Genomic DNA, 26,137 nt, shown 5'->3' on the forward strand with positions numbered 1-26,137 from the left:
CCGGGAGAGACACGCTCGATGCATTTTTCCTACATTGGCTCTGGCCCGTATTGCTACGCCAACGCCTTCGCGATGATGCTCGGCGATCAAGCGCCCTCGACGGCCGTGATAGAGTTCGCCACGAGCAGTCCCTTCGGGATGCAGCTGATCGGAGGCGCGTTGCCGTTCTTCGACCCGTACGGCTGGACCCCCGAGGCCGGCTTCGACGGCGCGCTGGCAGCGCTGGGCTGGGCGTCCACGGTCGTCCGAGGCAAGGACGCTGCAGATGCCCTCGCCCGCCTCGAGGAAGCCCTCCGGGAGGGGCCGGCCTGGGTCGGACCGGTCGAGATGGGGCATCTGAGATACCAACCTGGCAAGACCGGGCCGTTCGGCGCTGATCACTATCTGGTCGTCCTCGAGGTGGACGACGGGCGCGTGCTCCTGCACGATCCCGAAGGTCACCCCTACGCGTCGCTGCCGCTGGACGACTTCATGGCAGCGTGGCGGGCGGAGACGATCAGCTATGGTGAGCCCTATACGATGCGCACCGCTTTCACCCGGCGCGCCGAGGTTCCCGCGCTCCTGGAGGCCCGTCCCGGCATGGAGGGGGTCGTCTGTTCGCGACGCCGAGCTCCGCGGCCGCGTGCGCGACCTGCGGCACCCAGAGGCTCATGATCCTCTGATGCAGGCGGAACGCGGGGGACGGATTCGCGGGAGACCGCGCGACATCGTGTTCGCTCCTTCGGGCCTACCTTGGGGGGCGCGACGCCGGGGGTATTGTGCAGATTTTTTTTACCTTGACCCCACCGCGTCGCCCGACGGCGAATCTGCCGTGCCGAGCGGTCGCGAGCCTCCGTCTTCGTCGGGATCTCCGGGCCGCGGCGACGGAACGCTCCCCCTCGGAAGCAGGACGGATCCCGGAGGGAGCGCCCTGCACCTCGGGACAGGGTTCCTCGATGTACAGACTCGCCAGGATCTCGACGGGAAGGAAAATCTCTGATCAAAGGCCGCTCCGCTAGTCCGCCTGGCTTCTTCCTGATACGCTATCCTCGTGTTTCTCGCGCCTGTGCCGCTCGACGTCTTCATCTCGTATGCAGCCGCGAACGAGAGGCAGAAGGACGTGCTCAGAAAACACCTGTCGGCCCTGAAGCGCGAAGGGAAAGTCCGCACCTGGCATACTGGGCGCGTCGGGGTCGGCAGCGACCGGGACGCCGAGCTCGCGGCGCGCCTCGACGCGGCTCACCTCATCGTCCTTCTGATCAGCGTCGATTACCTCGCCGCCGACGCGCAGTGGCGAGAGATGGAGCGGGCGCTCGGGCGCCACGACGCCGGGCGGGCGCGGGTCATCCCCATCCTCCTCGACGCGTGCGACTGGGAGGGCACGCCGTTCTCCGCTCTGGCGCCGCTGCCCCCTAACCGCGTCCCCGTGATGTCATGGAAACGCGAGAGCGAGGCGTGGACCTCCGTGACGCTGGCCATCCGGGCCGCCATCGCAGACTGCGCGCACAGGACCGCTGCGCCCACCCTAATGGACACGATCGCGCCGACGCGGCCGGCGCCCACGGCACGCGCGGACAGGACACTCGACACGTCCCCCGCCGTTGCCACCCTGCCCGCGTCCGGGGCCGACAGCGCCCCGCCCGCGCGACACCCAGGCAGATCCAGGGCCTCGACGGCAGCTCGCGCGCTGATTGCCGTGCTCACGCTGGGGCCGCTCGTCGCGATCGCGCTCTTCATCGAGCGATTCGCCATGACAGGCCAGCCGGCAGGCGCGGCGGCGGCGGACGCGGGGCCGGCAGACGCGGGACCGACGGCGCGGCCGCGGACCCCGGCGCCGAGGACCGTGACCGTCGGCGAGCCGGAGCCGCGGCCGCGGCGCAGACCCTAGCGATGGTGCGCGGCGCAGCTTGTCGCGGTGGTGCCCGGCGGGTCGATCAGGGGCTCAGGCCGGAGAGCTCGATCAGCTGGGCGCGCGTCCTCGTCGGGGTCGTCCCCGTGAACTGCTTCACGTCCCGCGCGAGGTGCGCCTGGTCGTAGTAGCCGAACCGCTGCGCGAGCTCCGCCCACGTCCCCGAGGCGCCCGCCTTGAGGTGCTGCACCAGCCGGTCGAACCGCACGAGGCGCGCGAGGAGCTTGGGCGGGACGCCGACGTTCTCGCGGAACAGGTCGATGACGTGCTTCTGGCTGTAGCCGAGCTCGCGCGCGAGGGCCCGCATGTCGACCGCGCCCCCGCGCTCCTCGATCCGCCGGAACGCCCACGAGACGACGCCCGTCTCGAGCCGCGTCTCGTCGATGCGCTCGCCGAGCGCGCGCTCGATCAGGTCGAAGCGCGCGTCCCAGGTGGGGAGCTCCTCGAGGCGCTCCGCCAGGCGGGCGTGCTTCCGGGGGAGCAGGTCGCGGGCGGAGACCACGCGCCCGGTGAGCTCCGCCATCGGCACGCCGAAGAAGAGCCGCGCGCCGATGGGGGTGAGGTTCAGCTGCAGCCCGCGCTGGAAGCCGTCGTGCTCGGTGAGCGTGAAGGTGTCGTCGAGGCCCGCGACGAAGCCGCCCGGGTAGAGGGAATGACCGCGATCGCCCCCGGCGCCGAACACGCGGATCGGCGGTCCGAACTCGATGATGACGACGACCTGGGGCACGGGGAACTCGCGCCGTCGCAGCGGCCCAGGCGTCTGCTCCGTGTAACCGCTGTAGTCGCGGATGTAGGGGCGGAGCCGCGGCGACGGGGGCCGCGTCGCGAGCTCCCACCGGCTCTCACCGGACGTTCCACGGGCGATCTGCGCACGAGGGGCAAGCGCGTGCATCGAGGGGCGAGGGTACCCCTCGACGCAGGCTCAAGCCAGCCGCCAGCGCCTCAATCGCAGGCGGGCGCCTCTTCCTTGTACGCGATTCCGCTGTCGACCGGGGCCTTGCCGCCCTGATCGTGGGGCACGATCACGTGGCACTCGCCCTCGGTCACGTTGCCTGCCGCGTCGACCGCCCGGACGCCGAGGGTGTAGACGCGCGCGTCGCCGTTGCCCTTGCGCTCCGCGAGGAGGTCCACCGAGCCGCACCCGAGGCCCGCGATGTCCACCTCGGTGTTGCCGTCGCCCGTGTCGTTCCGCGGCTCGTCGCTGGCCGCGTAGGTGAACGTCACCTGGACGTCGTCGTCACAGGCGTCCTCCACGTCCACGCAGTCGTCCACCGAGATGGTGTGGAACTTGTGGTTCGGCGGCCAGAGCTCGGGGCGCCTGTCCGTCAGCGCGGGCGCGATCGTGTCGACGACGACGAGCTCCGAGGCGCAGAGCGGAGGCGCCCCCTCCGCGCCCTCCACCTCCGCGGTCACGACGACCTCGTGCGTGCCGAGCGCGAAGGGTCCTGTCGCCGAGACAGCCACCGTCGCGTCGACGCAGGTACCCTCGGAGAGCTGAGCATAGATGGTCTCGACGTACGCGCCCGCCAGCGTCGTACACTCGACGATCCGCTCCTCGCCGCACACCCACTCACCCTCCGGGATCGCGGCGCCCGGGTCTACACACTCGGCCACGAGCGCCTGGGAGCCGCCGCCGAGCGGCTCGTCCTTGCACCCGAGGAACAGCGAAGTGGCGGAGACCACACCCAAGAGCCCGAGGAGACTGGCTTTCTTCATCATGTGGACAGGGATAGCAAAGGCCCTGTCGCCCCGGCGAGCGAAAAGGGGCTGAAAAGAGCGGGAAAATAATGATGCTTGTGGCTCTCCAGGGCTCATTTTGTTGAGCCGTTTTCAGAACCCACGAGAACCACTCCCCTTTCGGCCGCCGCGGAGGTGCGTTGTCCGCGCATCCGCGCCCACGCGGGCCGACCCTCTGCCCATCTGTCGCGCGGCCGCAGCGTCGAGCGCGCTGGCGCGGCGGCTCAGCGGACCGTCGCGCAGCACCTGAAGCCGAGGTGGTAGTTCGCGTGCCACGCGTTCTCCATCGGCTCCACGTGCCACCGCGGGCTGAAGGCGCAGTGATCGGGGTAGGTCTCCGGGCCCTTCTTCGGCCGGGGGGCGTCGTGCTCGCGGGCGACCTCGACGTAGAACCAGGCGCTCCCCTTGAGCTGGCTGTACAGCTTGCCGTCGTCGCGGTCGCGGCGGGTCATGATCTCGGCCACGTTGCCGTGCTGATCGAAGACCCCGAAGCGCGAGCGGCACGCGGGGTAGGACCCCGCAGGCTCGGTGTCGGTCGCGCAGGTCTGGTACGCAGAGCGCGCCGTGTCGCCGTCGCAAGGCTTGCCGCCGATCTCGCGGTGTCGCGTCTGCGTGTGGCAGACGGCGAGATCGAGCTCGTCGCCGTAGGCGTACGTCGTCGGCTTGCCGCCCTCGGGGTCGGCGCGGCACGCGAGGCTCCACTCGTCCTCGGTGCACAGGCGCTTGCCCTGCAGGCTGCACACGGACGCCGCCTGCGTCGGGCTCGCCCACACCATCGGGAGCTCGCACGCCTTGTTCGGGAACTCGAAGACGTCGATGCAGAACGCGGCCGGCTTCGGCTTGCCGCGGGCGCTGCTGAAGACGGGCACCATGTTCTCGTGGCCGCCGCAGCGCGCGCGCTGCTCCTCCGTCTGGAGGACGACGCCCCGGAGGCCCTCGAGGCACTGCTCCTTCGAGCGCGTGTGCCGCGCGAGCTCCCTGTTGCCCTGGTTGATGCGGGCCGGCGTGCCGCCGCCGAAGTTCTTCTCCAGGAAGAGCTCGGGGTTCTTGAACCTGCGCTCGCGCTCGGTGAGCTCCTTCAGCGAGAAGAGCCGCACCAGGTCCTCGCGCGCCTCGTAGTGGGTCGCCATCGGATCCCCGACCGCCGGCGGCGCCTCGCCGGCGTCCGCAGCGGGCGGCGCGCCGGCCGACCCACCGGCAGCGGGCGGCGCGCCGGCCGACCCACCGGCAGCGGGCGGCGCGCCCGCCGACCCACCGGCAGCGGGGCCGGCCGCGGGCGCGGACGAGCTGGCACCCGGCGGCGCGCCGGCGTCGCGGCCGCGCTCGACGTCGTCGCGGGAGCAGGCCAGGGGGGCGGCGGCGAGCGCCGCGAGCGCGAGGCTCAGAAGACGGGAGGGCTTCGACACCGGGGGCGAGGTCAGAGGGGGGCGGCGACGATCGGTCAGAGGGGGCGGCGATGACGCTCAGAGGGTGGCGGCGATGATCTCGGAGAGGCTCGCCTCGTCGATGACGCCGGTCAGGTAGGCCGCGACCTTGCCCTGCCGGTCGATCACCACGAGGCTCGGCAGCTTGTCCACCCCGTAACGGGCCGACGCGTCCTTCTCGTCGTCGATGAGGATCGGATACGAGAGGCCCTTCTTGAGGGCGTACTGGCTCGCCACGTGGGGCGGGTCGTCCACGTTGACGCCGAGCACCACGAGCCCCTTCTTCTCGTACCGGCGCGCGATCCGGTCGAGGATCGGCGCCTGGACCGCGCAGGGGCCGCACCAGGTGGCCCAGAAATCGAGGACCACCGGCTGGCCCTTCAGCTCGGCGAGCTGCATGCGCGCGCCGGGCTCGCCGTTCGCCGCGACCGGCAGCGTCACGTCGGGCGCGTCGGTGCCGACCATGCCCCCCGCCCCGGGCGACAGGCGCGGCAGGACCACCAGGCCGATGAGCGCGCTCAGCGCGATCAGCACCGCCAGCGCAGGGTAGACAATCTTACCGGAATTGAACTCGGGTTCGGCCATACGGGGCCCCGGTCTTCATAGCAAATCTTTGGGCCTACGTCCGAGCGGCTCTGGTACGGTCCGGCGCCTCGACCGGCCGGGCGCTTCTCCGCCCGGCCCGGGGTCGGGGGCGCAGCGCGGCTCGCCGCGCGACGCCGCCGCCGTCGCCGCCGTTGGTGGGGGGTCGGGGGCGCAGCGCGGCTCGCCGCGCGATGCCGCCGCCGTTCGGGTAACGTCGTCGCCCGCGCGCTGGAGGAACCATGCTCGATCGTCCGAATCTTTCACGAGAAAATCCCACGGGGCCGCGCGGACGGCGCCCGCCGCCGGGGCCCCTTCCGGCCAAGTGGGCGGCCAAGTGGCCCCCCGATGACAGCGATGACCTGCCCGGAGCCCCGCCGGCGCCCGCCGGGGGCGGCATCCCGGACGACGGCAACTTCAAGCGCGGCCGGTTCAGCCCGGTGTCGATCATCGTCGGCCTCCTCCTCGCGCTCGGCGCCGCTGGCGCCATCTGGTTCGGCGTGAAGCAGGACAGCCAGAAGATGTCGGTCGACTCCATCTCCAAGGAGAAGAAGAACATCTTCGTCCTGCCGAAGAAGGACCAGCTGCCCCTCTGGCGCAAGTGGGCCGCCTCGAACGCCGAGGGGTCGCTCCAGCAAGAGGCGCTCATGCAGCTCGCGTGGGCCGACGACCCCGAGGGCGTCACGCACGCGACCAAGGCGCTGTCGCTCCCCGACCACCGCGTGAAGGGCGTCGCCGCGCAGGTGCTCGCCTACTACGGCTCGCCCAAGGCCGACGGCGCCAAGCCCGCGCTGCTCGAGGCGCTCAAGGTCGCCGACGAGAGCGACAGGCCCCAGATCGTCTGGGCCCTCGTCGAGCTCAAGGAGCCCGCCGCGTTCAAGGACGCGATGGACCAGTACCGGAAGGGGTTCCTCTCGAAGGTCGAGCGGCTCGGCGGCGGCAACGCGTTCGATCCCGAGAAGCTCGCCGGCCTCGTGTCGCTCGACGAGCTCTCGAAGCTCGCGACCGACGAGAGCGCGTCGGTGCGGCAGCTCGTCGCGACGGTCCTGTCGCGCAACGCCGAGCCCAAGTGGACGAGCGCGCTGATCACGCTCGTGAAGGACAAGGACGTCGAGGTCGCGCGCGAGGCCGCGAACGGCCTCGGGCGCATCGGCGACGAGAAGGCGCGCGCCCCGCTCCTCGAGGCCCTGTCGAGCGCCGACAAGGACAGCCGCCAGCGCTTCCTCGAGGCGCTGCGCGACGGCATCGGCGGCGAGGGGCTCGTCCTCGCGCTCGACAGCGTGAAGCAGGACCCGGAGGAGACGACCTGGTTCCAGACGAAGCAGATCATGGAGATGCTGCGCGAGCTCGCCGATCCGCGGTCGGCCGACCCGCTCGTGAAGTGGATCGAGACCAAGAAGCCGCCGCTGCACTGGCAGGGCGAGGCGGGGACGCGGCTCGCCGAGGTCGGCGACATCCGCGGCGCCAAGTACATCGGCGAGCGGATGCTGGCCGACCCGCTGAAGCTCTACAAGCTCGAGAAGTTCTGGGAGGCGGACGAGGGCGGCCACCTGTCGCGCACCGACCTGCCGCGCGTCGTCGGCGCCCGCATGCTCGCCGACCTCGCCACGGTCCACACCGACAAGAGCGCCGAGCTCAAGGCCGCGGCCGAGGCCCCGATCATCCTGTGGCTCAAGGATCGCCCGCAGCCGCACGCGAACGGCCTGCGCTTCCTCTCCACGGTCCGCTCCGAGAAGATCCTGAAGGACATGCGCGACTGGGCCTTCCCGACGGACCCGCTCCCGAAGGAGGGGCAGCTGCCGCCGTTCCCGGCGGCGTTCGAGACCGCGCAGAGCGCGCTCCGCTACATCGGGCGGATGAAGGACGAGCCCTCCTACCCGCGGCTGCTCGAGCAGTTCAAGCGGAAGAAGGACCCGAAGATGGACATCACCCAGGACGGGCTCCAGGGCGCGGGCCTCGCGATGATGGGCATGGCGCTCCGCGCGGTCGCCTACGGCGCGGCGCAGGGGCTCGCCGAGTGGGGCGACGCGCGCGCGGTGGAGCCGCTGACGAAGCTCATCGAGGACGAGACGTGGCACGAGGAGGCCCGCCAGGCCGCGTGCGAGGCGCTCGCCTGGTGCGCCGACGACAAGGCGATGCTCGAGGTCGCGAAGAAGGCGAAGGACTTCGCGAGCAAGAAGGAGCCGCGCAAGCAGCTCATCGGCGCCTGTTACGCGTCGTCGCTCGCGCTCCGGCCGGTGCCGAGCGCGGCCGGCGAGCTCGTCCCGCTGCTCGCGGCCGACGTCGATCCCGGCGTGCGCATGGCGATCGCGCGCGCGATCGGCATCGGCGGCTTCGACGAGGCGGTGCAGGGGCAGCTGTTCGAGAAGCTGAAGGACGTCGAGGTCCGGAACGCGGCGGCGCTCGCGCTCATCCTCGGCGGCACGAGCGAGACGGCGGCGCGGACGGTCGCGATGTACGCCGACTTCGACAAGGGCGCGCTCGACGACCTCAAGGACCACTACTACCGCGCCTTCGGCTACTGGTCGGATGAGGACTTCAAGCGCGGCAACCTGTACCGGTACGTCGCGAACGCCGAGGCGATCACGCGCGTGAAGGTCGCGGACGCGCCGCAGGAGTGGGCGCGGCAGCGGCTCCAGGCCCAGTTCGACAACCTGAAGTACGACAACGGCCCGCACTCGGAGACCCGCGTCGTGCTGCGCTACCGGCTCTACCAGGCGGCCAAGAGCGGCGACGGCGCGCAGAAGAAGGGCGCGATCGAGACGCTCAAGTTCATGAAGGAGAAGGGCGCGCTCATGGCCCTGCGGCACGAGCAGGGCGAGACCGGCGCGCTCGCGAAGCGCGCGTTCCACGAGCTCATGAACCCGAAGGCCACCGTGGCCGAGGACCTGAGCGCGCTCGCCCCGGCCAAGGCCGGGAGCTCCGACGTGCAGTGACCCGCTGCAGGGCGCGGTAGCGGCGCGCCGCCGCGCCGGCTCGTCGAAGAGGCCCGCGGCGCGGGCGGCAGGGGCCCGGGAGCTCGCCGGGGGAGGTCATTCTCCCCCGGGGATCCCGGGCTTTCTGTTTTTGTTCGGCGGTGCGGCCGAGCCCGCGTCCGGCGCGCGTCGGGGGCAGGGCCGTCGGGTTGCCGGGCGCGTGTCGGGCTGGACAAAACGCACGTTTCGGAAGAGTGTTCGCGCCGAGGTGCACCGTGCCTACCTGGCGAGATGAGCTCATCGAGGCCGTGAAATCGAAGGCGGAGCGCGAGGCAGAGGATCTCGCGCGGCACAAGAAGCGGGTCGCCGAGGCGCTCGCGGCCGCGGAGTCGGCCGTGACGCAGGGGGCCGAGTCGCTGAAGTTCGCGCACGAGAGGCTGCAGGAGAAGGGGCAGCCGATCGTGCTCTCCCAGGAGCAGGACAAGCACCGGCTCGCGTTCGGCGAGTTCAGCCTGGCCCTCGAGCTCCTGCGCGACTCGGCGATCGTCCGGGTGACCTTCGGCGACGGCAAGCCGCGCGAGTTCGACTTCGCGAAGGACCGCCACATCGCGCCCGCCGACGTGGAGGAGTACATCGGCCGCCGCGCGCTCGAGCTGGTGCGCGCGGCGCAGAAGGCCGCGCCGTGGTGATCGCGACCGCGAGCGCGCGCGACGTCGCGGGTCGTCGGACGCGCGCGCCGGGGCTGCGCTGCGGGCTCGTCGCCGGCCTGCTGGCGGCGCTCGCGGCGTGCGCGCCGGCCGCCGCGCCGCCTCGCGATGCGGCCGCGCCGCCGGCCGCGAAGCCGGCGGCGGCGGCGCCCGCCCCGACGGCGTCGATCGACCTCGATCCCGCCGCGGAGGCGCGGATCAAGGCGGACGTCGCGTACCTCGCGTCGCCCGAGCTCGCGGGGCGCGCCACCGGGGAGCCGGGGGCCGAGCTCGCGGCCGACTTCATCGCGCGCCGGTTCGCCGAGCTCAAGCTGTCGCCGCTGGGCGGGCCGGGGGGCGACGCGAAGGCGTACAGGCAGGGGTTCGACGCGCGTGTGGGCGCCGACGTGGCGCCGGCGGCGCTCGCCGTGCAGCGCGCGGGCAAGAAGCAGAGCGTCGAGGCCGGCAAGCTGGTCACCGCCGACGGGAGCTCGAGCGGCACGGCCGCGGGGGCCGCGGTGCTCGTCGGCCACGGCGTGACCGCGGCGGCGCTCTCCTGGGACGACTACGCCGGCCAGGACATCGAGGGGAAGATCGCGGTCGTGCTCGACGGCGTGCCCAGCCTGGAGGGCAGCGCGCCGGCGGCTGCGGGGCCGCACGGAGCGACGGCTACGGGGCCGCACGGAGCTGCGGCTGCGGGGCCGCACGGAGCGGCGCCTGCGGGGCCGCACGGAGCTGCGGCTGCGGGGCCGCACGGAGCGGCGACTGCGGGGCCGCACGGGGCTGCGGCTGCGGGGCCGCACGGGGCGGCGGCTGCGGGGCCGCACGGAGCGGTGCCGGCCGATCCGCACCACGGAGCGGCGCCGGCCGATCCGCACCACGGAGCGGCGCCGGCCGATCCGCACCACGCGCCTTCCGCGCGGCCGGCGGACGCGCTGCGCGACTTCGGCAGCGTCCGCTACAAGCTCCGCACCGCCCGCGAGCACAAGGCCGCCGGCGTGATCCTCGTCGCGGCGGGCGACGAGCTCCCGCGGGTGTCGGACGACGCCGCGAGCATGGGCATCCCGGCCGTGATGATCACGCGCTCCGCAGCCCGCGCGATGTTCCCTTCCGCCGGGCTCGCGCCGCCGGCGAAGCCCGCGCAGAAGCCCGCCGGAGCGCTGGCCCCCGGGGCGCAGCCCGCGGCGGGCGGCGCGGCCGCGACGCCCACCGCGGCGAAGCCTGCGGCAGCCAGGCCCGTGAACGTGAAGCCGGTCGCGAAGGCGCCTGGACCGAAGCCGCTCGCCGGCGTCACGGTCGAGATCACGACCAAGGTCACCCCGCGGATGGCGCCGGCGTCGAACGTGGTCGGCCTGCTCCCGGCGCGGGACGGCTCGCCTCACGCCGGCGAGTACATCGTCCTCGGGGCCCACTACGATCACCTCGGCTTCGGGGGCAACTCGTACTCGCGCGCGCCCGGCGTGCACGCGGTCCACCCGGGCGCCGACGACAACGCCTCGGGGACCGCGATGCTGCTCGAGGTGGCGCGGCGGCTCGCCGCGCTCCCCGCGCGGCCGGACCGGAACGTCCTGTTCATCGCGTTCGGCGCCGAGGAGCTCGGCACCATCGGCTCGCGCCACTTCGTCGATCACCCGCCGGCGGCGCTCGCGGGGATGAAGCCCGTCGTGGCCATGATCAACGCGGACATGGTCGGCCGGATGCGCGAGGACAAGCTCCTCGTCGACGGCCTGGGCACCTCGCCCGCCTGGAAGCCGATCGTGGACGACGCCGCCCGCGGGCTCGGCATCGCGCTCCAGTACGGCGTCGAGGGCTTCGGCGCGAGCGATCACGCCTCGTTCACGGCGTCGCGCGTCCCGGTTACCTTCCTGTTCACGGGCGTCCACGAGGACTACCACCGGCCGAGCGACACGGCGGACAAGATCAACGCGGCGGGCGTCTCGCGCTGCGCGGTGCTCACCGCGCGGATGGCGCTCGCCCTGTCGCAGCGCGACGCGCGGCTGCCGTTCACCGACGCGCCCGCCGACCCGCACCGCAGCATGCGCGGCGGCTTCCGGGCGTCGCTCGGCACGATGCCGGACTACGCGTACCAGGGGCCCGGCGTGAAGCTCACGGGCGTGCGGCCCGACTCGCCCTCCTCGCGCTCCGGCATGCAGGCGGGGGACGTGATCGTGCGCATCGGCGCCCACGCGATCACCAACATCCACGACTTCATGTTCGCGCTCGGCGATCTCGAGCCGGGCCGCGAGGTCGAGATCGAGGTCGATCGCGGCGGAGCCCGGGTGCCGCTCAAGGTCATCCCCGCCCCCGGCCGATGATCCGGCGCCCTCGTCGCGCCGCGCCGCCGGCCATGCCGGTACGCCGGCGCCGGGCCCCGCGCCGGCGCTGCGCCGCCAGCCTCGCGCTCCTGTGCGGCCTCGCGGCCGCGTCCCTCGCCTGCGATCGCCCCGGGCCCGACGCGTCCGACGCCGCGGCCTCCGCCGGGCCCACGGGCGCCGGCGCGGCGGCGGACGCGGAGCCCGCGCCACCCGGCGACGCCGCCGCGGAGCCGGACGGCGCTACATCGGAGCCGGGCGGCGCGACGTCGGAGCCGGGCGGCGCGACGTCGGAGCCGGGCGGCGCGACGTCGGAGCCGTCGCAAGACGCCGGCTCGTCCGACGGCGGCTCTTCCGACGGCGGCTCACCCGACGGCGGCTCACCCGACGGCGGCTCACCCGACGGCGGCTCACCCGATGGCGGCGCGCCGGACGGCGGGCTGCCCGGCAGCTCCGAGGGGTGCCCTGACGACATGGTCCTCGTCGAGGGCGACTACTGCCCCCTGGTCAATCAGGTCTGCCTGAAGCACCACAAGGAGTTCGTGAAGGACAAGGCGAGGCAGGCGACCTCCTACAGCGAGGCGGAGGGCCCGAGCAGCGTCAGCGAGCGCTGCCTCGAGTACAAGCAGCCGACCGAGTGCCTCTCGAAGAAGCGCACGCCGATGCGGTACTGCGTCGACCGGTACGAGTGGCCCAACCGGAAGGGTGAGGTGCCCGCGCTGCTCGTCTCGTGGCGCGAGGCCGTCAAGGCGTGCGAGGGCGTCGGCAAGCGCCTCTGCACCGAGGACGAGTTCAACCTCGCCTGCGAGGGCGAGGAGATGCTCCCGTACACGTACGGGTACGTCCGCGATCCGACCAAGTGCAACATCGATCGGCCCTTTCGCCAGCGCGAGCTCACGCTCTACCGCTACGAGCGGTGCATGAAGAACCCGAAGTGCAAGGCGGAGCTCGAGCGGCTCGATCAGCGCGTGCCCGCGGGGTCGATGCCCGCGTGCGTGTCGCCGTTCGGCGCCTACGATCTGAACGGCAACATCAACGAGTGGGTGGTGCGGCCGGGCCGCAAGTCCCCCGATCGAAGCGGGCTGAAGGGCGGCTGGTGGGGCCCGATGCGCGGCCGCTGCCGCCCGACCGTGGGGTTCCACAAGGAAGAGGACTACGGCTACGAGCAGGGGTTTCGTTGCTGCAAGGACGCGGCAGCGCGGTGAGCGCGCCGCGGCGGCTCTTTTTTGAGGGGCGCGTCGCCGCCGACCGGGAGTACGCTTCGGGCCAGCGAGCCCGCGGCGCGGCGCTCGCCAGCGAAGGGTCCAGGTTGCCCCTCCGGGGGCCCGGGATCGGATCTCTGCGGCGGGTCGGCATCGGCCCGTCGCTCACGCGGGGGAGACCCCGCACCTGCGGGAGACCTTGATGAAGCGATCCATGTGGTTCACCAGCGCGCGCGTCGCCGCGGCGACCGTCCTTGCCCTCGGAGGCCTCGGTCTCCTCGCCTCTGCGTGCCGTGGCAGCGAAGCCGAGGATCCGTCGAACCAGCAGTCCAACGCCTACAACCAGCAGCCCGGGTACCAGCAGCAGCCTGGGCAGTACCAGCAGCCCGGGTACCAGCAGCAGCCGGGGTATCAGCAGCCCGGGTACCAGCAGCAGCCCGGATACCAGCAGCAGCCTGGGTACCAGCAGCAGCCGGGGTATCAGCAGCCGGCCCAGACGCCTGCGGTGGCCACGGCGACGCCGGGCCCGCTCGCGCTCCCCTGCACGGACGACGGACCCTGCGGCACGCACCGCTGCAACACGAGCGCGGGCAAGTGTGCCTTCCCCTGCGGCGGGGCCAACGACTGCAAGGCGGGCTTCACTTGCACGGCCACCGTCTGCTTGCCGGGCGCCGCGCAGTAGCGAGCGCCCGCGGCGGGGGCGGGACGCCTTCGCTTTGCTCGTGGGGCGCGACGTTGACGGCGTTGCCGGCGTTGCCCTGCGCGTGAGGGCATCCGACGGGGGAGCGCCCGGGTCCAGCGGGCCCGCGCGCGGCGCTCGCCTGCGAAGGGCCTGCGGTTGCTCCTCCGGGGGTCGAGGCTCAGACCTCCAGCGGCGGGTCGACGAGGCCCGCTGCTCACGCGGGGAGAACCCCCGCACCTGCGGGAGATCTTGATGATGCGATCCATGTGGTTCACCAGCGCGCGCTCGGCCGCGGCGGTCGTCCTTGCCCTCGGAGGCCTCGGGCTCCTGTGCTCCGCGTGCCGGGGCAGCGAAGCCGAAGATCCGTCGAGCCAGCAGTACAACGGCTACAACCAGCAGCCTGGGCAGTACCAGCAGCCTGGGCAGTACCAGCAGCCTGGGCAGTATCAGCAGCCTGGGCAGTATCAGCAGCCTGGGCAGTACCAGCAGCCTGGGCAGCCAGCGACCACGTCGCAGCCGAGCGCGCTCGCCCTCCCGTGTACGAACGACCTGATCTGCGGCACGCACAGGTGCAACACGGCCGTGGGCAAGTGCGCCTTCCCCTGCGCTGCGAACACCGACTGCGCGGCGGGCTTCTCGTGCATGGGCGCCGGCACGGCCACGGCGATCTGCGTCCCCGGCGGGCAGTAGCGAGCGCCGGGCCCTGCGCCGGGCGGCTTCCGAGGCCCCGCGGAGCCCCCTTCTGAGTGATGATCGCGCCTCGTCCCGTGCCGTCACGGTGATCGACGCTCGCCGGCGGGGTAGCTGACGGCTTCGTGGAGACTGGATCCGGTGCCTGGGGGCAGCTGAGCTTCCTTCCGCGACCGGATCCGGTCTCGCCGGGATAGCTGAGCTTGGCCTGGGGACCGGATCCGGTCTCCATGGGGCAGCTGAGCTTCCTTCCGCGACCGGATCCGGTCTCGCCGGGATAGCTGAGCTTCCTTCCGCGACCGGCTCCGGTCTCGCCGGGATAGCTGAGCATGGCCTGGGGACCGGATCCGGTCTCGCCGAGGCAGCTGAGCATGGCCTGGGGACCGGATCCGGTCGTGCGCGGGCAGCGGGCTGCCTCCCGGCCCCCGCTCGATGCGGGTCTCCGGTTGCATGATCCCGGTCACGCCGGTCGTGGAAGTCACGTAATCGAGTTCACGCCGAAGCCGGGCGTCTTCTTCGATGCAGGACCCAAGCCGAACGAGTTGATCCACCGCGGAACAGAGCGCTTCGGAAGGCATGTGGAGATTACCTTTGCTGGACCCAATCCGTTCTAGGAGGACGAATGTTTACGATCACGGACGAGCTCGAGCTACTCGCGCTTCAGGGCGCGCTGATTGAAGCGAAACTTCCCCGGGTGTCGGAGGATCAAGCGCTTTCCGCGAGCCCGCTCGTGGCGCGCCTCGCCGAGCGAGCCACAGAAGCTTGCAGGGACCTGCCAGAGCACCTCTGGCCTCGCGATGAGGCTTGGAGGAAACTCTCTCCCAGACACGCTCGCTGGGCTCCTGCGGTCGCACGGGCGCTTTCCGATCAAGCGTATCTCCGAAGGACTACGCTTCCCGAGAGGCGAGAATACGTACGGCTCCTGCTCGCCCCCTACCATAACGACGATGCCGACGTATCGAATTTTCTTGAATACGTCGAGAGCGTCATTCGCGAGCGAAGGTGGTATCAGCTCTGGCTGCGACGAACGTCGCCCTTCACTGGAGGAGTCGCGTTCCTTGCCGAGGGGCCGGAAGGTCGTTTCGTCGCATGGGATGCCGACCATAGAGAGATGGCCTCTGGCAGTCTCGACGAGGTCGGGGCGGTGCTCCTGGAGGGGAGCTTCGAGCCCTTTGGCTACTTCGTTCAAGATGTGCCGGACGTTGGCGGCGGCGATGTGCCTTCGTCTTCATCCTCGCCTCCTTAGTACGACAGTCGTACCTGGCGAGGTAGCCGGCCCCGTCCTGCCGCCACACCGCTTCGGGTCGACGGGTATCGTGCATGGTCGTCGCTGCACCCCGGACAGCTCGGCGCCCTGCTCGGTCGGACACAGCCCCTGCAGTGGTGGCCGAGAGCCTGCTCGGGGCCGGCGAAGGGCCCGGCGAACTCACAGTCGAGCTCGGCCGAACGCTGGTGCTCCGCGCGCTGACGTTCGGCTGCTACGGCGCCTACGAGCTCGGCAATGCCATATGGGACGGGTACAAGGAGGACGGCGTGATCGGGGCGCTGAATGCGGTGAACCCGATGTACCACATCCTGAGGACCGGGACGGATACGGTCCTGGCGGCCGAGCGAGGCGACTACCGCGCCGCGGGCGCGGCGGGGACCAAGGCGACCCTGCTGACGCTGGGCGCGGCCGTCGGGCTCGGCGAGGGACTGGCGGCGGTGAGCGGAAGAGCCGTGAGGGAAACGGGCATCGAGCTGGCCGGCAACGGCGGGCAGGTTTTGCGGCACTATAAGAGTGAAACAGGATTCCAATGGATCATGAAGTCTGGCATGATCCGAGCGCCGACGAGCGGACCGTTCATCGGTCGAGTGTTCGCAACGCCGCTGGCTGCCGACGCTGCGCAGGTGGAAACTTAGATTTTTGCCGGATTCCCCAGCCACGCCGGGAGAGGAGCATACGTGATCGAGTTCCAACCGAAGCCCGGCGTGTACTTCGATTTGGGAAAGAACGCCAACGAGCTGACTCATCGTGGCACTCTTCGCTTCGGACGACACGTTGAGATCACGTTTGCTGGCCCCAATCCATATTGAGGACCATGAAGACTCCGTTTGTCGTATCCGATTCCACTGAGGTTATTGTGCTGCACAGGGCTGTAATCGAAGCGAAGCTGCCGCTGCTGTCACACGATCGCGATCTCTCCGCCAGCTCAATTCTGGCAGCAATTTCAGAGCGGCTGACGGAAGCGCTTCAACACATCCCTCAATGGGGAGACGAATCCTGGCGCTCACTGTCGCCAAGACATGCCGCGTGGGAGCCCGCCGTGAATCGGGCGCTTTCCGATCAGGACTACCTGCGCAGCGCCACACAAGAGCAAAAGAGGGAGTACGTTCGTCTTCTCCTCGCACCGTACCGCAATGACGTCGCCGAGATCTCGAAGTTCCTCGAACACGTTGAGGACATTCTGCGCGAGCGAAGATGGTACCAGCTCTGGCTGCGAAAGGGGGCACCCTTTGCTGGTGGCGTCGCCTTCCTGATGGAGGGGCCGGACAGTCGTTACACGGCGTGGGATGCCAATCACAAAGAGATAGCCTCCGGCCGTCTCGATGAAGTAGGTGAGGTTCTCTTGGAGGGGGACTTCGAACCGCTCGGCTATTTCGTTCACGACACGACGAAATCCGCTGCCGTTCATGATTGCCCGCCTGGTCCCCCTGCTCCAAGGTGAATGCCGAGATCATTGCAGCGGGTTCGGGCTGCCGACGTACGCGAAGGACGCGCTGGGGCGTGAGCGCTGGTTCGAGTACGATCGCCTGGGCCGCATGACGGCGCGCGTCGACAAGGAGGAGGGCAGCGAAAGCACCTACCGCACCACGTGGACGTGGGACCTCGGCGCGACGGGCAAGGGCAAGCTCGCCGAGGTCGAGCCCCGAGCATCACAAGACCACCTACAGCTATGACCCGCTCGGGCGGCTCGAGAGCAAGCGGCTGGCGCTCGATGGCGAGACGTTCACGACGACCTTCGGCTATACCCCCTCGAACCAGCTCAACCTCATCTCGTACCCCGTCGCCGACGGCGGGGAGCCGTTCTCGGTGCTCTACGAGCTCGATCCGCACGGTCACGTCCTCGAGGCGCGGAACGCCGCGACCGGCGATCCGTACTGGGAGCTGAAGGAGACGGACCGGGCCGGGAGGATCCGGGCCGAGGAGCTCGGCAACGGCGTCGTGACCGAGCGCTCGTACTCCGAGACGAAGAACCGGCTGGAAGGCCTGCGCACGACCAAGGGCGTCAAGGTCATCCAGGAGCTGGCGTATACGTACGATGGCAGGCTCAATCTCACGCGCCGGCAGGACATCCGCCAGGCGAAGACGGAGCACTTCCTCTATGACAAGCTCGACCGGCTGATGTGCGCCCAGCGCTTCTTCGCGCGCAATTGCTTCACGGAGAACGCGTACGCGCTGGACGGCAACATCGATTACAAGGTGGGTATCGGGACCTACGAGTACGATCCCGACCAGCCGCACGCGGTGGTCCAGGCTGGAGACAGATTCTACGGCTATGACGCCGTGGGCAACCAGATCACGAGGCCCGGCGCGACGGTCTCGTACACGCCGTTCGACAAGCCGGAGACGTTCACGCTCGACGGCGGCGGCACGATCGAGCTCGACTACGACGGCGATCAGAACCGCATCCGGAAGACGACGGCGGACGAGGTGACGCTCTACGTGGGCGACCTGTACGAACGGGTTACCCGGTACGCTGGGGGCGACGGCGAGCCGAGTGTGGAGTACAGGTACTCCGTGCTGGTGAACGGGCAGGCGGTGGCGCTCGTGACGCGCGCCGCGGGGACGCCGGAGAAGATGCTCTACCTGCACCGCGACAACCTGGGCTCGATCGATGTGATCACGGACGAGTCCGCCCAGCCAGAGCGGCGCAGCTACAATGCGTGGGGCGCTCGCCGCCCGACGAACTGGGCTGACGCGACGCCGGGCTCGTTCGCGGAGTCGCCCGTCACGCAAGGGTTCACGGGGCACGAGGACGACGACGAGCTCGGGCTCGTCAACATGCGGGGGCGGATATACGATCCCGTGATCGGGCGCTTCTTGACGCCGGATCCGCTCGTGGCGAATCCGCTGTTCGGGCAGAGCTTCAACCCGTACAGCTACGTCCTCAACAACCCGCTGGCGTATGTAGATCCGAACGGTTTTCAGGAGGCGCCGGCGGAGAACCAGGATGGGTCACAGCAACCGGGCGTCGAGCATATCCCGTGGGAGAACACTGGTTGGGCGCCGGAGGAAATTGCGGTCGGCAAGCGCCCGGAGCAAATGGCGCAGTCCGACATCGATGCCAACACCACGGGCGCCGAAGTCGGCGTCATCGCGCCGCCGATCGACGTGAACATTTACGGAACGAGCTCGGGATACGTGCCCGAGCCGGCCCGTTCGACGCCGGAACGGAGCACGCTCGGCAGCGTCGTGGGCGACAGCCTGCTCGGGGTCGGTGAAGGGCTCGGCGAGCTCACCGTCGGGCTCGGGCGGTCGTTGGTGCTCGGCGCGCTGACGTTCGGCGCTTACGGCGCCTACGAGTTCGGGACCGCGATGTGGGACGGGTACAAGGAAGACGGCGTGGTCGGGGCGCTGAACGCCGTGAACCCGATGTACCACATCCTGAGGGCCGGGACGGATACGGTCCTGGCGGCCGAGCGAGGCGACTACCGCGCCGCGAGCGCGGCGGGGACGAAGGCGACCGTGCTCACGCTGGGCGCGGCCGTCGGGCTCGGCGAGGGACTGGCGGCGCTGGGCGGAAGAGCCGGGGCGGCGGGGGCCGCGAGGGGGGGAGGGATGCTGCGCCGAAGTGCGAACACGGGCGCCTTCCGCGAGCTTTCCGTTCCAATGCAGATGCGTTCCGTGAAACTGGCTGCAAGGCAAGGAGGCGTCGGTCTGGGCGGAGTGAAGGTACAGATCGTACGCGACCCGTCGTTGGTCGGCCGTGGGATTTATGGTTATACAGGTCCACGCGGGACAACCATTCAACTCTATCCCGACGCGTTTGGCAGCATGGAAAATTTGGTAAAGACTTTAGGGCATGAGCGGACTCACATTATGCAGATCAAATTGTATGGTGCGCCTACTACAGCCGCAGAGCTTGGCGCAAATGAGGCGGCGGCCTACGCGGCCGAGGGCTCCTTCTGGCAGTTCTTTCAGGGGGGCTACTAGATGGGGTACCAGGCTTGGCTCACCGCCTACCTTGCCAAGTTGAGCGGGAAGGAGGTGCGTTGTCCGGAGTGCGGTGTCGGTGCGGTGAACTGGAAGCTCGCGGGAGATCCCGCGACGCGATTCGGATACGCCATATTGTGGTGTTCCCACTGCGGGAAGGGTAGCCACCTCTCGCGTGTAAAATTCCCGGAAGGAATAGATTTCGTCTCCATGTTCGACGTTGATGCGGTGGCAGCAGGGGTCCCTGAGATCCAACTTGTTGATGAGGACTAGCTAGCCATCGGCTCGTGCGGGACCGCCGGTTCCTGCCTCGGCGGGCTGAAAGCGTTCCGGTTCGGTCGTCATACTCTCTTTAACAGCCTGAGCTCTCAGCAAATGATCAAAACCGGCCAACCTGGCCAGGTTCCAGGGTTGCCGTTCTTCCCACCGCAGACCGTGATTCTACCCGAAGGACTCGGCGCCGCGAGCGGAGGAATCTAATGGTCAGTAACCCATCTCACCTTCTGAGCGAGGCGTTTATGGATACAACAAGATTGAAAGACTCGCCGCCCACGCTGCGCCGGCTCGACTACAAATCGACGGCGACGGAAATCAAGATCGACGCAACTGGGCCATACGCCTGCGCGTCGACCTTCCGGCAGAGCGGAGTGCAGATCGCGCATCTGCGGACCTGAGCCGCGACGAGACGGACCCCGGGAAAAGGATCTTGTGCCCCGGTCCTTCGTCGCCGCCCGTGTCAGCGCCGCCGCCGGTGCTCGCGCCGCCGCCCGTGCCTCCAGCGCCGCCGGTGCCTCCAGCGCCTCCGGCGCCTCCGCTACCGCCCGCGCCGCCGCCGCTCAACGATCCCTCGATTTGACAGAGGCCGCCGACGCAAATGCCGCCCGGACAGGGCGTGCCATCGGGGCTGGCCTCATCATGAGCCGCCGGAGGGCCGCTACCCGGGGTGCGGCCACCACCCGTTGGGACAGTCCTCCTCCGCGTCGACGGCTTTCGCCCTCAGGATACACCCGCACGTGGAGCGGCCCTGCTCGCGGTGGATCTCGAGCAGCTTGCCGCAGGTGTAGACGTCGTCGCCGCCCTCGCGCATGACCGCGAGGCCGCCCGGGCATCTCCGGCAGACATCCAGCCTCGACTCGACCTCCGGACGAGGCAAGAGGCCGACCTTCAGGGAGGTCTTGAGCACGGACAGCGCTCCGTGGGCCGCGGCCCGCGCGCCGGTGATCGCCCGGGCGAACCGGCTCGTCTCGACGTCCGTGTCCCACGGAATGCCGTGGGGGCAATCGAAGTCGACCACGCCCCCGGGGACCTCGAAGTCCTCGATGACGGCCAGGCGGAACTTGCGCCCTCGGTCCCGGTCGCGACAGAGCCGGCAGTGCCCGCCCGACTGGCATGCTTCGGTGTCGGCGTATCTCATCGCGTCCTTCTCCGTGCTCCGTGCGAGGTCGCTGGCCAGGCGCAGAGGACGGGGAGCCGGCGCGCTCGCCGGTCCCCGTCCTCCGCGCCCGCCGTTCCGTGCTCGGCCGGGGCCGAGCCTCAGACGTTGTCCTTGAGGCCGACCGTGATCACGTCCTGCTGCCCGTCCAGGATGGCCAGGTCGACCTTGACCGCGCCGTCTCTGTTCGCGTCGCCCTTCTCGAAGTGCTGGTGGGGGATCGCGACCGTCAGGGCGGAGGGCGTGTACCGGGGATCCGGCGTGCCGTCCTTCCTGACGACCGTGAAGGACAGCTCGAAGTACCCCGTGTCGGTGGCGCACAGGTCGCCGCCGCTCGACGTGTTCTTGTTCTCGATGTAACCGCCGGTGGACTCGCCGTGCGCGAGACGCCGGTTGAAGGCGTCGATACCGGGCGCGCCGTTGCCGCCCTGGCTCTGGGGATAGATGCAGTGCTTGCGCACCACCGCCACCTGGAGGTCATACGGAGAGAAGTTGTTGATGGTCATGTTGGCGCCGTGTCCCATGGTGATCTCCTCGTGTCCTGAATCGTCCTCGGATCGTCGAGCCGCGCTCACCGCGGCGTCGACTCCCGGTGAGGACGCATTGCAGGTGCGGTGCCAGCGCGCTTCGAGGGGAGCTTCGAGGCGCTGCGCGGGGCGGCGCGCCGCGCGCCCGCTGAACGGAGCGCGCGGCGGGCCGCGCGCCCGCTGAACGGAGCGCGCGGCGGGCCCTGCGAGGTGTGCGCCATCGAGCCCGCACTAGCCCGCACATGGGGCGCACACCGGCCGCACACCCTCGTTGCCGGGTGGTAATCTCGCCGCTCTCCCGAGACCTCCATGGCGCGCCCCCACGACCATCTGGCCGGAGACCTCACCGCCCCATTGGACGAGACGGTGACGGTCGACAGCGGCCGCGAAGGCAGCGCCGTCGTGCGGGCGGCGTCGGCCCGCGGCGCGGCCCTGGGGGTCGGGCTCCCCGCCCGCTACGAGGACCTCGGCGCGATCGCGGCCGGTTCCTTCGGCGAGGTGCGGCGCGTGCGCGACACCCTGCTCGAGCGCATCATCGCCCTCAAGCTCCTGCGCGCGGAGCACGCGACAGAGCCCCACCTGCGCCGCCGCTTCCTCGTCGAGGCGCGCATCACCGCCGGGCTGCAGCACCCCGGCATCGTCGCGCTCTACGACCGCGGCGAGCTCCCGGACGGCCGCCTGTGGTTCACCATGAAGGAGGTCCGCGGCCGCACCCTGCGCGACGCCATCGACGAGCTGCACGCGTGCTCCGGCCCCGACGGCTTCGGCGCCACGGCCACGGGCTGGACCTTCCGCCGCCTCGTCGACGCGTTCGCGCGCGTCGCCCAGGCGGTCGCCTACGCGCACAGCCGCGGCGTCGTCCACCGCGACCTCAAGCCCGAGAACCTGATGGTCGGCGAGTTCGGGGAGGTGCTGGTGATGGACTGGGGCCTCGCGCGGCGGGTCGACGTCGCCGATCCGGACGAGCGCGGGATCAGCGGCCCGCAGGGAGGCGCCGTCGCGGAGGGCCTGACGCGCCACGGCGACGTCCTCGGCACGCCCGCGTACATGCCTCCCGAGCAGGCCTGCGGCGACACGGCGCTGCACGGCCCGGCGAGCGACGTCTACGCGCTGGGCGCGGTGCTGTATTGCCTGCTCGCCGGCGAGCCGCCGTATCGCGGCGGAGGCGGCCGGGAGATCCTCGCGGCGCTCCTCGCGGGCCCCCCGGCGCCGGTGATCGAGGCGGCGCGCGGCGGCCCGCCGGTGCCGGCGGAGCTGTGCGCGGTGGTGGAGCGGGCCATGCGCCGCGAGATCGCCGAGCGCTACCCGAGCGCCGAGGCGCTCGCGGCCGACGTGCTGGCGTGGCTCGACGGGGTGCGGCGGCGCGAGCAGGCGATGGCCGCGCTGGATCAGGCGCGCTCGCTCGCGCCGGAGATCGCGGCCTCGCGCGCAAAGGCGGCCGAGGCCGAGGCCAGGGCGCGCGCGCTCCAGGCCGAGCTGCGCCCCTTCGATCCCGTCGAGAAGAAGCGCCCGGCCTGGGCGTACGAGGACGAGGCCGCGCGCACGGGCCGCGCCGCGGCGCTCGCCGAGGCGCGGTGGCTGGAGGCGGTGCACGGCGCGCTGAGCCTGGATCCGGACCTGCCCGAGGCGCACGCGATGCTCGCGGATCACCACCGCGCGCGCCTCGTCGAGGCGGAGCTCGGCCACCGCGACGAGGACGCGGCGCGCGCCGAGGAGATGCTGCGCATCCACGATCGCGGCCGGCACACGGCGTTCCTGCGGGGCGACGGCGCGCTGACGCTCGTGACGGAGCCGCCGGGCGCGGAGGTGATCGTCGAGCGGTTCGTCTTGCGGGACCGGCGGCTCGTGCCCGTGCGCGAGCGGGCGCTGGGGCCGACGCCGCTCGTCGAGGTGCCGTTGCAGCGGGGGAGCTACCTGTTGCGGCTGCGCGCGCCGGGGCGGGCGGAGGTGCGGTATCCGGTGCTGATCGACCGGGATGGACGCTGGGACGGGCGGGCGCCGGGGGAGGAGAGATCGCATCCAATCACGCTGCCGGCGGAGGGGGAGCTCGGGCCGGACGACGTGTACGTGCCGGCGGGGTGGTGCTTGACCGGCGGCGATGCGGCGACGGCAGACAGCCTGCCGCGAAAGCGGGCGTGGATCGATGGCTTCGTGATGCGGCGGTTCCCCGTCACGACCGGCGAATACCTCGAGTTCCTGAACGACCTCGTCGCGAGCGGGCGCGAGGCCGAGGCGATCGCGGCCTGCCCGAGGGCTCACGAGGCCCTCTCGGGGGGCGTCGGCGAGCCGGCGCTCGCTCGCGACAGGGCGGGGCTGTTCTGCTTGCCGCCGGATCGGGATGGGCTGCGCTGGCGCCATGATTGGCCGGTGGTCCTCGTCGATTGGCATGCGGCCATGGCGTATGCGCGATGGCTCGCCGCGAGGACGGGGCTCCCGTGGCGATTGCCCGACGAGCTGGAGCGCGAGAAGGCGGCGCGCGGCGTGGACGGCCGCCTGTTGCCGTGGGGCGATCACGTCGAGCCGACCTTCGCCTGCGTGGTCGGCTCGGCTCCGGGCGAGTCCAGCCTCGAGGGGGTGGACGGTCATCCGTTCGACGAGGGGCCTCACGGTGTCCGCGGGCTCGCGGGGAACGCCCGCGACTGGTGTCAGAACGTCTGGAAGCGCGAGGCGCCGCTCGTCGAGGGAGGACGGCTCCGGCTCGAAGCCGCAGCGCCGGACGACCCCGGCTTCCGGGTGATCAAGGGTGGCGCGTGGGCCGGGGCGATGATCAACGGCCGCGCAGCGGCCCGCTTCGGCGGGCTGCCGGCGATCCGCCGGCCGGTGGTGGGCTTCAGGGTGGCTAGGTCTGGTTGAGCGTCTTCTGGAAGTGGTACGTCGCGCCCTGGAAATGGCTCGCGCCATTCAGGTTCCAAGCGTGGTCGTCGCTCGTGCTGAAGAGGGGTGAAGCGCCGGGATCTCTCCGCAGGAACTGCACCGAGCCGGCCCATGCAGCGCCAGACTGCCACACGTTCACCCTCAAGCCACAACGCTCCTGGTCCGACATCTGAAAGGCTTCGCCGGTAGCACCGTGCTGAGTCCAGTCACCGGGCTCCGTCCTCACCGGCATCCTGAAGGAAGCATCCGTTGCCTTGAACGGCAGGCCAGAACCGTCCATCGGCCAGCTCTTGCCCTGCTTCTTGAAGGTGAGAGAACTGAACGCATCCGTGCAGTAAGCGGAGCCGTTGTACGTGCCCCACGCGGGCGGGACACTGGTCTTGCGGATCCTCCAGTACTCCTTCCCAGCGTCGAAGCCCCATCCCGTTGTTCGGGTGGCGATGATGTCGAGCAGGACCTTCCCGTCCTGCGACAAGAGCTGGTACAAGGCGTAGTCCTTGCCGGAGGACGGATCGAGCTCCCCGCCCGGCCGTTCTCCGTCGGGCACGGCGCTCGTCGCCTCCCCTGCCGCCGCGCCGTGGTGGAACACTGGCAGATTCCCGAGCTCGTCCACGAGGATCGGGTGCTGCGGGAACGACAGCGCCGAGAGCAGCGTCCTCGCCCGGAACAGGAGCTCCGCGTGCGACATCGTGCTCCGCCTGAACTGCCCCTGCTGCTGGAGCTTCCACTGCTCCAGCGCCACCGTGAACGCCCACGTGAACGCGCCGTGCCAGTGCCCGCCCAGCATCGCCTGGTACGACGGCTCATCGCGCCCCGATGCGCAGAACACGCTCCGCGCGATCTCCGGCGTCCTGGCGGGCGCCTTCCCCGCCGGCGATCCCGCCGGCGTCAGGCTCGTTCCCCGCTGCGCCTTGCCGGTCGGGCCGCTCGCGGCCGCGAAGCAGCAATCGAGCACCACGGTGAGGTTGTCGGCCGGGCGCTTGCCGCCGGGGAGGTCTTCCCCCTCCTCGAAGATCGCGCGCAGCTCCGAGAACGAGATGGCGTTCTCGAGCGCGGGGCCGGTGTTGCTCGGGCACAGGAGGAGCTCGCCGTCCCTCTGCGCGCCGTGGCCGGAGTACGCCATGAACCCCGGCAGCGCCATGAGCTCCTCCTCGCGCCGCCAGCGCTCCCACTCGAGCTTTACAGTGAACACCAGCCTGCTGGCCAGCCACCGCGCGCTCTCCTTGAGCTGAAGGGAAGTGGCCTCCCCGAGGAGCACGCCCGGCGCGCCCGCGTCCTCGATCCGCGAGGACATGGCCGCGTCGTGGAGCTCGATCGGCGCGTCAGCGCCCTGCCTCCCCCTCGACAGCCATTCCTCGACGCGGCGCCTGGTCTCCGCCTCGTCCTCGCCCGGGTGCAGCTCGGGCGCCAGCTCCCGCTCGGCCCGGATCAGGTCCTCCTTCTGGAGCGCCGGAGTGCTGAGCACCTGGAGGTGCGTGTAGCCCAGCCGGCGGCACACTTTCCAGTACGCGAGCACGTCGTTACGGCCCGCCAGGAGGTCCTTGCCGCCCTCCCCGTCGTGGTCCCGGTAGCTCTCGACGCCGACCAGGAGCGCGACGCCGCCGATGCGGGAGAGTAGCTCCCTCGTGGCGGCGAGGACGGGCTTCACGTCATCCGGAATGTCGTCGGACGGAGCGGGATGGGCATCGTCGGTCATCGTCTTCTCCGTGAGCTGATGAGGGGCAATCGGAAACCGCCGGCCATCATCGGACGCCGGCGGCCGTTCAGCAACGCCGCGCAGCAAGGCGCATACCACCGGATGGCGCCTTGACCGCAGGCGCATCCCTGGTCGTGCGAGGCGCGCGGGTGTGCGGCTGCATGTGCGTCTGGGGGGCGCACATGGGCGCGCACAGCGCGTCGCTCGACGTGCTCGGGTCTCAGGGCCGGAGCCGCCACTCAGCGCGATCCGCTCGTGGGGTCCTCGTCCAGCATGTCCTGGCCCTGCGCTGG

21 protein-coding genes and 1 pseudogene are annotated in these 26,137 nt (G+C 70.8%); 15 read left to right on the top strand and 7 right to left on the bottom strand.

Going from position 1 to position 26,137, the window contains the following annotated elements; genetic code table 11:
* Positions 1–18 precede the first annotated feature (18 nt).
* Both WME89_RS52650 and WME89_RS52655 read left to right on the top strand, forming a co-directional pair.
* Positions 19–564: pseudogene (locus tag WME89_RS52650) on the top strand (hypothetical protein); the annotation flags it as partial.
* A gap of 466 nt (positions 565–1,030) precedes the next feature.
* Entirely contained in the window at positions 1,031–1,867 is an 837-nt protein-coding gene (locus WME89_RS52655) for a toll/interleukin-1 receptor domain-containing protein (protein WP_438007032.1), read from the top strand.
* Positions 1,868–1,913: 46 nt separating this feature from the next.
* Here WME89_RS52655 and WME89_RS52660 read toward each other — a convergent pair whose 3' ends face one another.
* From WME89_RS52660 to WME89_RS52675, 4 genes are all read right to left on the bottom strand, one after another.
* Entirely contained in the window at positions 1,914–2,780 is an 867-nt protein-coding gene (locus WME89_RS52660) for a helix-turn-helix domain-containing protein (protein WP_438007033.1), read from the bottom strand.
* 50 nt (positions 2,781–2,830) lie between these two features.
* The gene (locus tag WME89_RS52665; RefSeq protein ID WP_438007034.1) at positions 2,831–3,607 is read right to left on the bottom strand and encodes a hypothetical protein; all 777 of its coding nucleotides are present in this window, start codon (positions 3,605–3,607) and stop codon (positions 2,831–2,833) included.
* A gap of 242 nt (positions 3,608–3,849) precedes the next feature.
* Positions 3,850–5,031: an SUMF1/EgtB/PvdO family nonheme iron enzyme gene (locus WME89_RS52670; protein ID WP_438007035.1), complete on the bottom strand. Its 1,182-nt coding sequence runs from the start codon at positions 5,029–5,031 to the stop codon at positions 3,850–3,852.
* A 57-nt stretch (positions 5,032–5,088) separates the two neighbouring features.
* Complete coding sequence (locus WME89_RS52675; protein ID WP_438007036.1) at positions 5,089–5,634, bottom strand: TlpA family protein disulfide reductase; 546 nt, start codon at positions 5,632–5,634, stop codon at positions 5,089–5,091.
* 239 nt (positions 5,635–5,873) lie between these two features.
* Between WME89_RS52675 and WME89_RS52680 the strand changes: the two genes are divergently transcribed.
* From WME89_RS52680 to WME89_RS52735, 12 genes are all read left to right on the top strand, one after another.
* Positions 5,874–8,567, top strand: coding sequence for a HEAT repeat domain-containing protein (locus tag WME89_RS52680; RefSeq protein WP_438007037.1), 2,694 nt, complete (start codon positions 5,874–5,876; stop codon positions 8,565–8,567).
* Positions 8,568–8,821: 254 nt separating this feature from the next.
* The gene (locus WME89_RS52685) at positions 8,822–9,235 is read left to right on the top strand and encodes a hypothetical protein (RefSeq protein WP_437622569.1); all 414 of its coding nucleotides are present in this window, start codon (positions 8,822–8,824) and stop codon (positions 9,233–9,235) included.
* Positions 9,229–11,547, top strand: coding sequence for a M20/M25/M40 family metallo-hydrolase (locus WME89_RS52690; protein WP_438007038.1), 2,319 nt, complete (start codon positions 9,229–9,231; stop codon positions 11,545–11,547). The genes WME89_RS52685 and WME89_RS52690 overlap by 7 nt, the downstream gene beginning before the upstream one ends.
* A 32-nt stretch (positions 11,548–11,579) precedes the next feature.
* Positions 11,580–12,749: a formylglycine-generating enzyme family protein gene (locus tag WME89_RS52695; RefSeq protein WP_438007039.1), complete on the top strand. Its 1,170-nt coding sequence runs from the start codon at positions 11,580–11,582 to the stop codon at positions 12,747–12,749.
* 199 nt (positions 12,750–12,948) lie between these two features.
* On the top strand, positions 12,949–13,428 hold the full coding sequence (locus WME89_RS52700) for a hypothetical protein (protein ID WP_438007040.1): 480 nt from the start codon (positions 12,949–12,951) through the stop codon (positions 13,426–13,428).
* A gap of 264 nt (positions 13,429–13,692) precedes the next feature.
* Complete coding sequence (locus WME89_RS52705; protein WP_438007041.1) at positions 13,693–14,118, top strand: hypothetical protein; 426 nt, start codon at positions 13,693–13,695, stop codon at positions 14,116–14,118.
* Positions 14,119–14,740: 622 nt separating this feature from the next.
* Positions 14,741–15,364, top strand: coding sequence for a hypothetical protein (locus WME89_RS52710; protein WP_438007042.1), 624 nt, complete (start codon positions 14,741–14,743; stop codon positions 15,362–15,364).
* 137 nt (positions 15,365–15,501) lie between these two features.
* Entirely contained in the window at positions 15,502–16,020 is a 519-nt protein-coding gene (locus WME89_RS52715) for a hypothetical protein (protein ID WP_438007043.1), read from the top strand.
* Between the two features lie 179 nt (positions 16,021–16,199).
* On the top strand, positions 16,200–16,826 hold the full coding sequence (locus WME89_RS52720; protein WP_438007044.1) for a hypothetical protein: 627 nt from the start codon (positions 16,200–16,202) through the stop codon (positions 16,824–16,826).
* Positions 16,792–17,058 carry a hypothetical protein gene (locus tag WME89_RS52725; protein ID WP_438007045.1) on the top strand — a complete coding sequence of 89 codons (267 nt, stop codon included), beginning with the start codon at positions 16,792–16,794 and terminating at the stop codon, positions 17,056–17,058. The genes WME89_RS52720 and WME89_RS52725 overlap by 35 nt, the downstream gene beginning before the upstream one ends.
* 133 nt (positions 17,059–17,191) lie before the next feature.
* Positions 17,192–19,315 (top strand): RHS repeat domain-containing protein, encoded by a 2,124-nt coding sequence (locus tag WME89_RS52730; RefSeq protein ID WP_438007046.1) that lies wholly within the window; start codon positions 17,192–17,194, stop codon positions 19,313–19,315.
* Between the two features lie 533 nt (positions 19,316–19,848).
* Positions 19,849–19,989, top strand: a complete 141-nt coding sequence (locus tag WME89_RS52735) for a hypothetical protein (RefSeq protein ID WP_437655416.1) — start codon at positions 19,849–19,851, stop codon at positions 19,987–19,989.
* 260 nt (positions 19,990–20,249) lie between these two features.
* Here WME89_RS52735 and WME89_RS52740 read toward each other — a convergent pair whose 3' ends face one another.
* Both WME89_RS52740 and WME89_RS52745 read right to left on the bottom strand, forming a co-directional pair.
* On the bottom strand, positions 20,250–20,729 hold the full coding sequence (locus WME89_RS52740; RefSeq protein WP_438007047.1) for a hypothetical protein: 480 nt from the start codon (positions 20,727–20,729) through the stop codon (positions 20,250–20,252).
* 119 nt (positions 20,730–20,848) lie between these two features.
* Positions 20,849–21,271, bottom strand: coding sequence for a hypothetical protein (locus WME89_RS52745; protein WP_438007048.1), 423 nt, complete (start codon positions 21,269–21,271; stop codon positions 20,849–20,851).
* Between the two features lie 312 nt (positions 21,272–21,583).
* Here WME89_RS52745 and WME89_RS52750 point away from each other — a divergent pair, with 312 nt between their 5' ends.
* The gene (locus WME89_RS52750) at positions 21,584–24,127 is read left to right on the top strand and encodes a bifunctional serine/threonine-protein kinase/formylglycine-generating enzyme family protein (RefSeq protein WP_438007049.1); all 2,544 of its coding nucleotides are present in this window, start codon (positions 21,584–21,586) and stop codon (positions 24,125–24,127) included.
* On the opposite strand, the gene WME89_RS52755 is transcribed toward WME89_RS52750, so the two are convergent.
* Positions 24,114–25,844: a caspase family protein gene (locus tag WME89_RS52755; RefSeq protein ID WP_438007050.1), complete on the bottom strand. Its 1,731-nt coding sequence runs from the start codon at positions 25,842–25,844 to the stop codon at positions 24,114–24,116. The genes WME89_RS52750 and WME89_RS52755 overlap by 14 nt on opposite strands.
* Positions 25,845–26,137: the final 293 nt, after the last annotated feature.

It is taken from the genome of Sorangium sp. So ce321, from assembly GCF_051530195.1.
In the GTDB taxonomy this organism is placed as follows: domain Bacteria; phylum Myxococcota_A; class Polyangia; order Polyangiales; family Polyangiaceae; genus Sorangium.

Excerpts from the sequence above, each read along its gene's own strand:
- WME89_RS52660 (WP_438007033.1), bottom strand. The coding sequence starts at position 2,780 with ATGCACGCGCTTGCCCCTCGTGCGCAGATCGCCCGTGGAACGTCCGGT.
- WME89_RS52665 (WP_438007034.1), bottom strand. The coding sequence starts at position 3,607 with ATGATGAAGAAAGCCAGTCTCCTCGGGCTCTTGGGTGTGGTCTCCGCC.
- WME89_RS52675 (WP_438007036.1), bottom strand. The coding sequence starts at position 5,634 with ATGGCCGAACCCGAGTTCAATTCCGGTAAGATTGTCTACCCTGCGCTG.
- WME89_RS52680 (WP_438007037.1), top strand. The coding sequence starts at position 5,874 with ATGCTCGATCGTCCGAATCTTTCACGAGAAAATCCCACGGGGCCGCGC.
- WME89_RS52695 (WP_438007039.1), top strand. The coding sequence starts at position 11,580 with ATGCCGGTACGCCGGCGCCGGGCCCCGCGCCGGCGCTGCGCCGCCAGC.
- WME89_RS52700 (WP_438007040.1), top strand. The coding sequence starts at position 12,949 with ATGAAGCGATCCATGTGGTTCACCAGCGCGCGCGTCGCCGCGGCGACC.
- WME89_RS52705 (WP_438007041.1), top strand. The coding sequence starts at position 13,693 with ATGTGGTTCACCAGCGCGCGCTCGGCCGCGGCGGTCGTCCTTGCCCTC.
- WME89_RS52710 (WP_438007042.1), top strand. The coding sequence starts at position 14,741 with ATGTTTACGATCACGGACGAGCTCGAGCTACTCGCGCTTCAGGGCGCG.
- WME89_RS52720 (WP_438007044.1), top strand. The coding sequence starts at position 16,200 with ATGAAGACTCCGTTTGTCGTATCCGATTCCACTGAGGTTATTGTGCTG.
- WME89_RS52725 (WP_438007045.1), top strand. The coding sequence starts at position 16,792 with ATGATTGCCCGCCTGGTCCCCCTGCTCCAAGGTGAATGCCGAGATCAT.
- WME89_RS52740 (WP_438007047.1), bottom strand. The coding sequence starts at position 20,729 with ATGAGATACGCCGACACCGAAGCATGCCAGTCGGGCGGGCACTGCCGG.
- WME89_RS52745 (WP_438007048.1), bottom strand. The coding sequence starts at position 21,271 with ATGGGACACGGCGCCAACATGACCATCAACAACTTCTCTCCGTATGAC.
- WME89_RS52750 (WP_438007049.1), top strand. The coding sequence starts at position 21,584 with ATGGCGCGCCCCCACGACCATCTGGCCGGAGACCTCACCGCCCCATTG.
- WME89_RS52755 (WP_438007050.1), bottom strand. The coding sequence starts at position 25,844 with ATGACCGACGATGCCCATCCCGCTCCGTCCGACGACATTCCGGATGAC.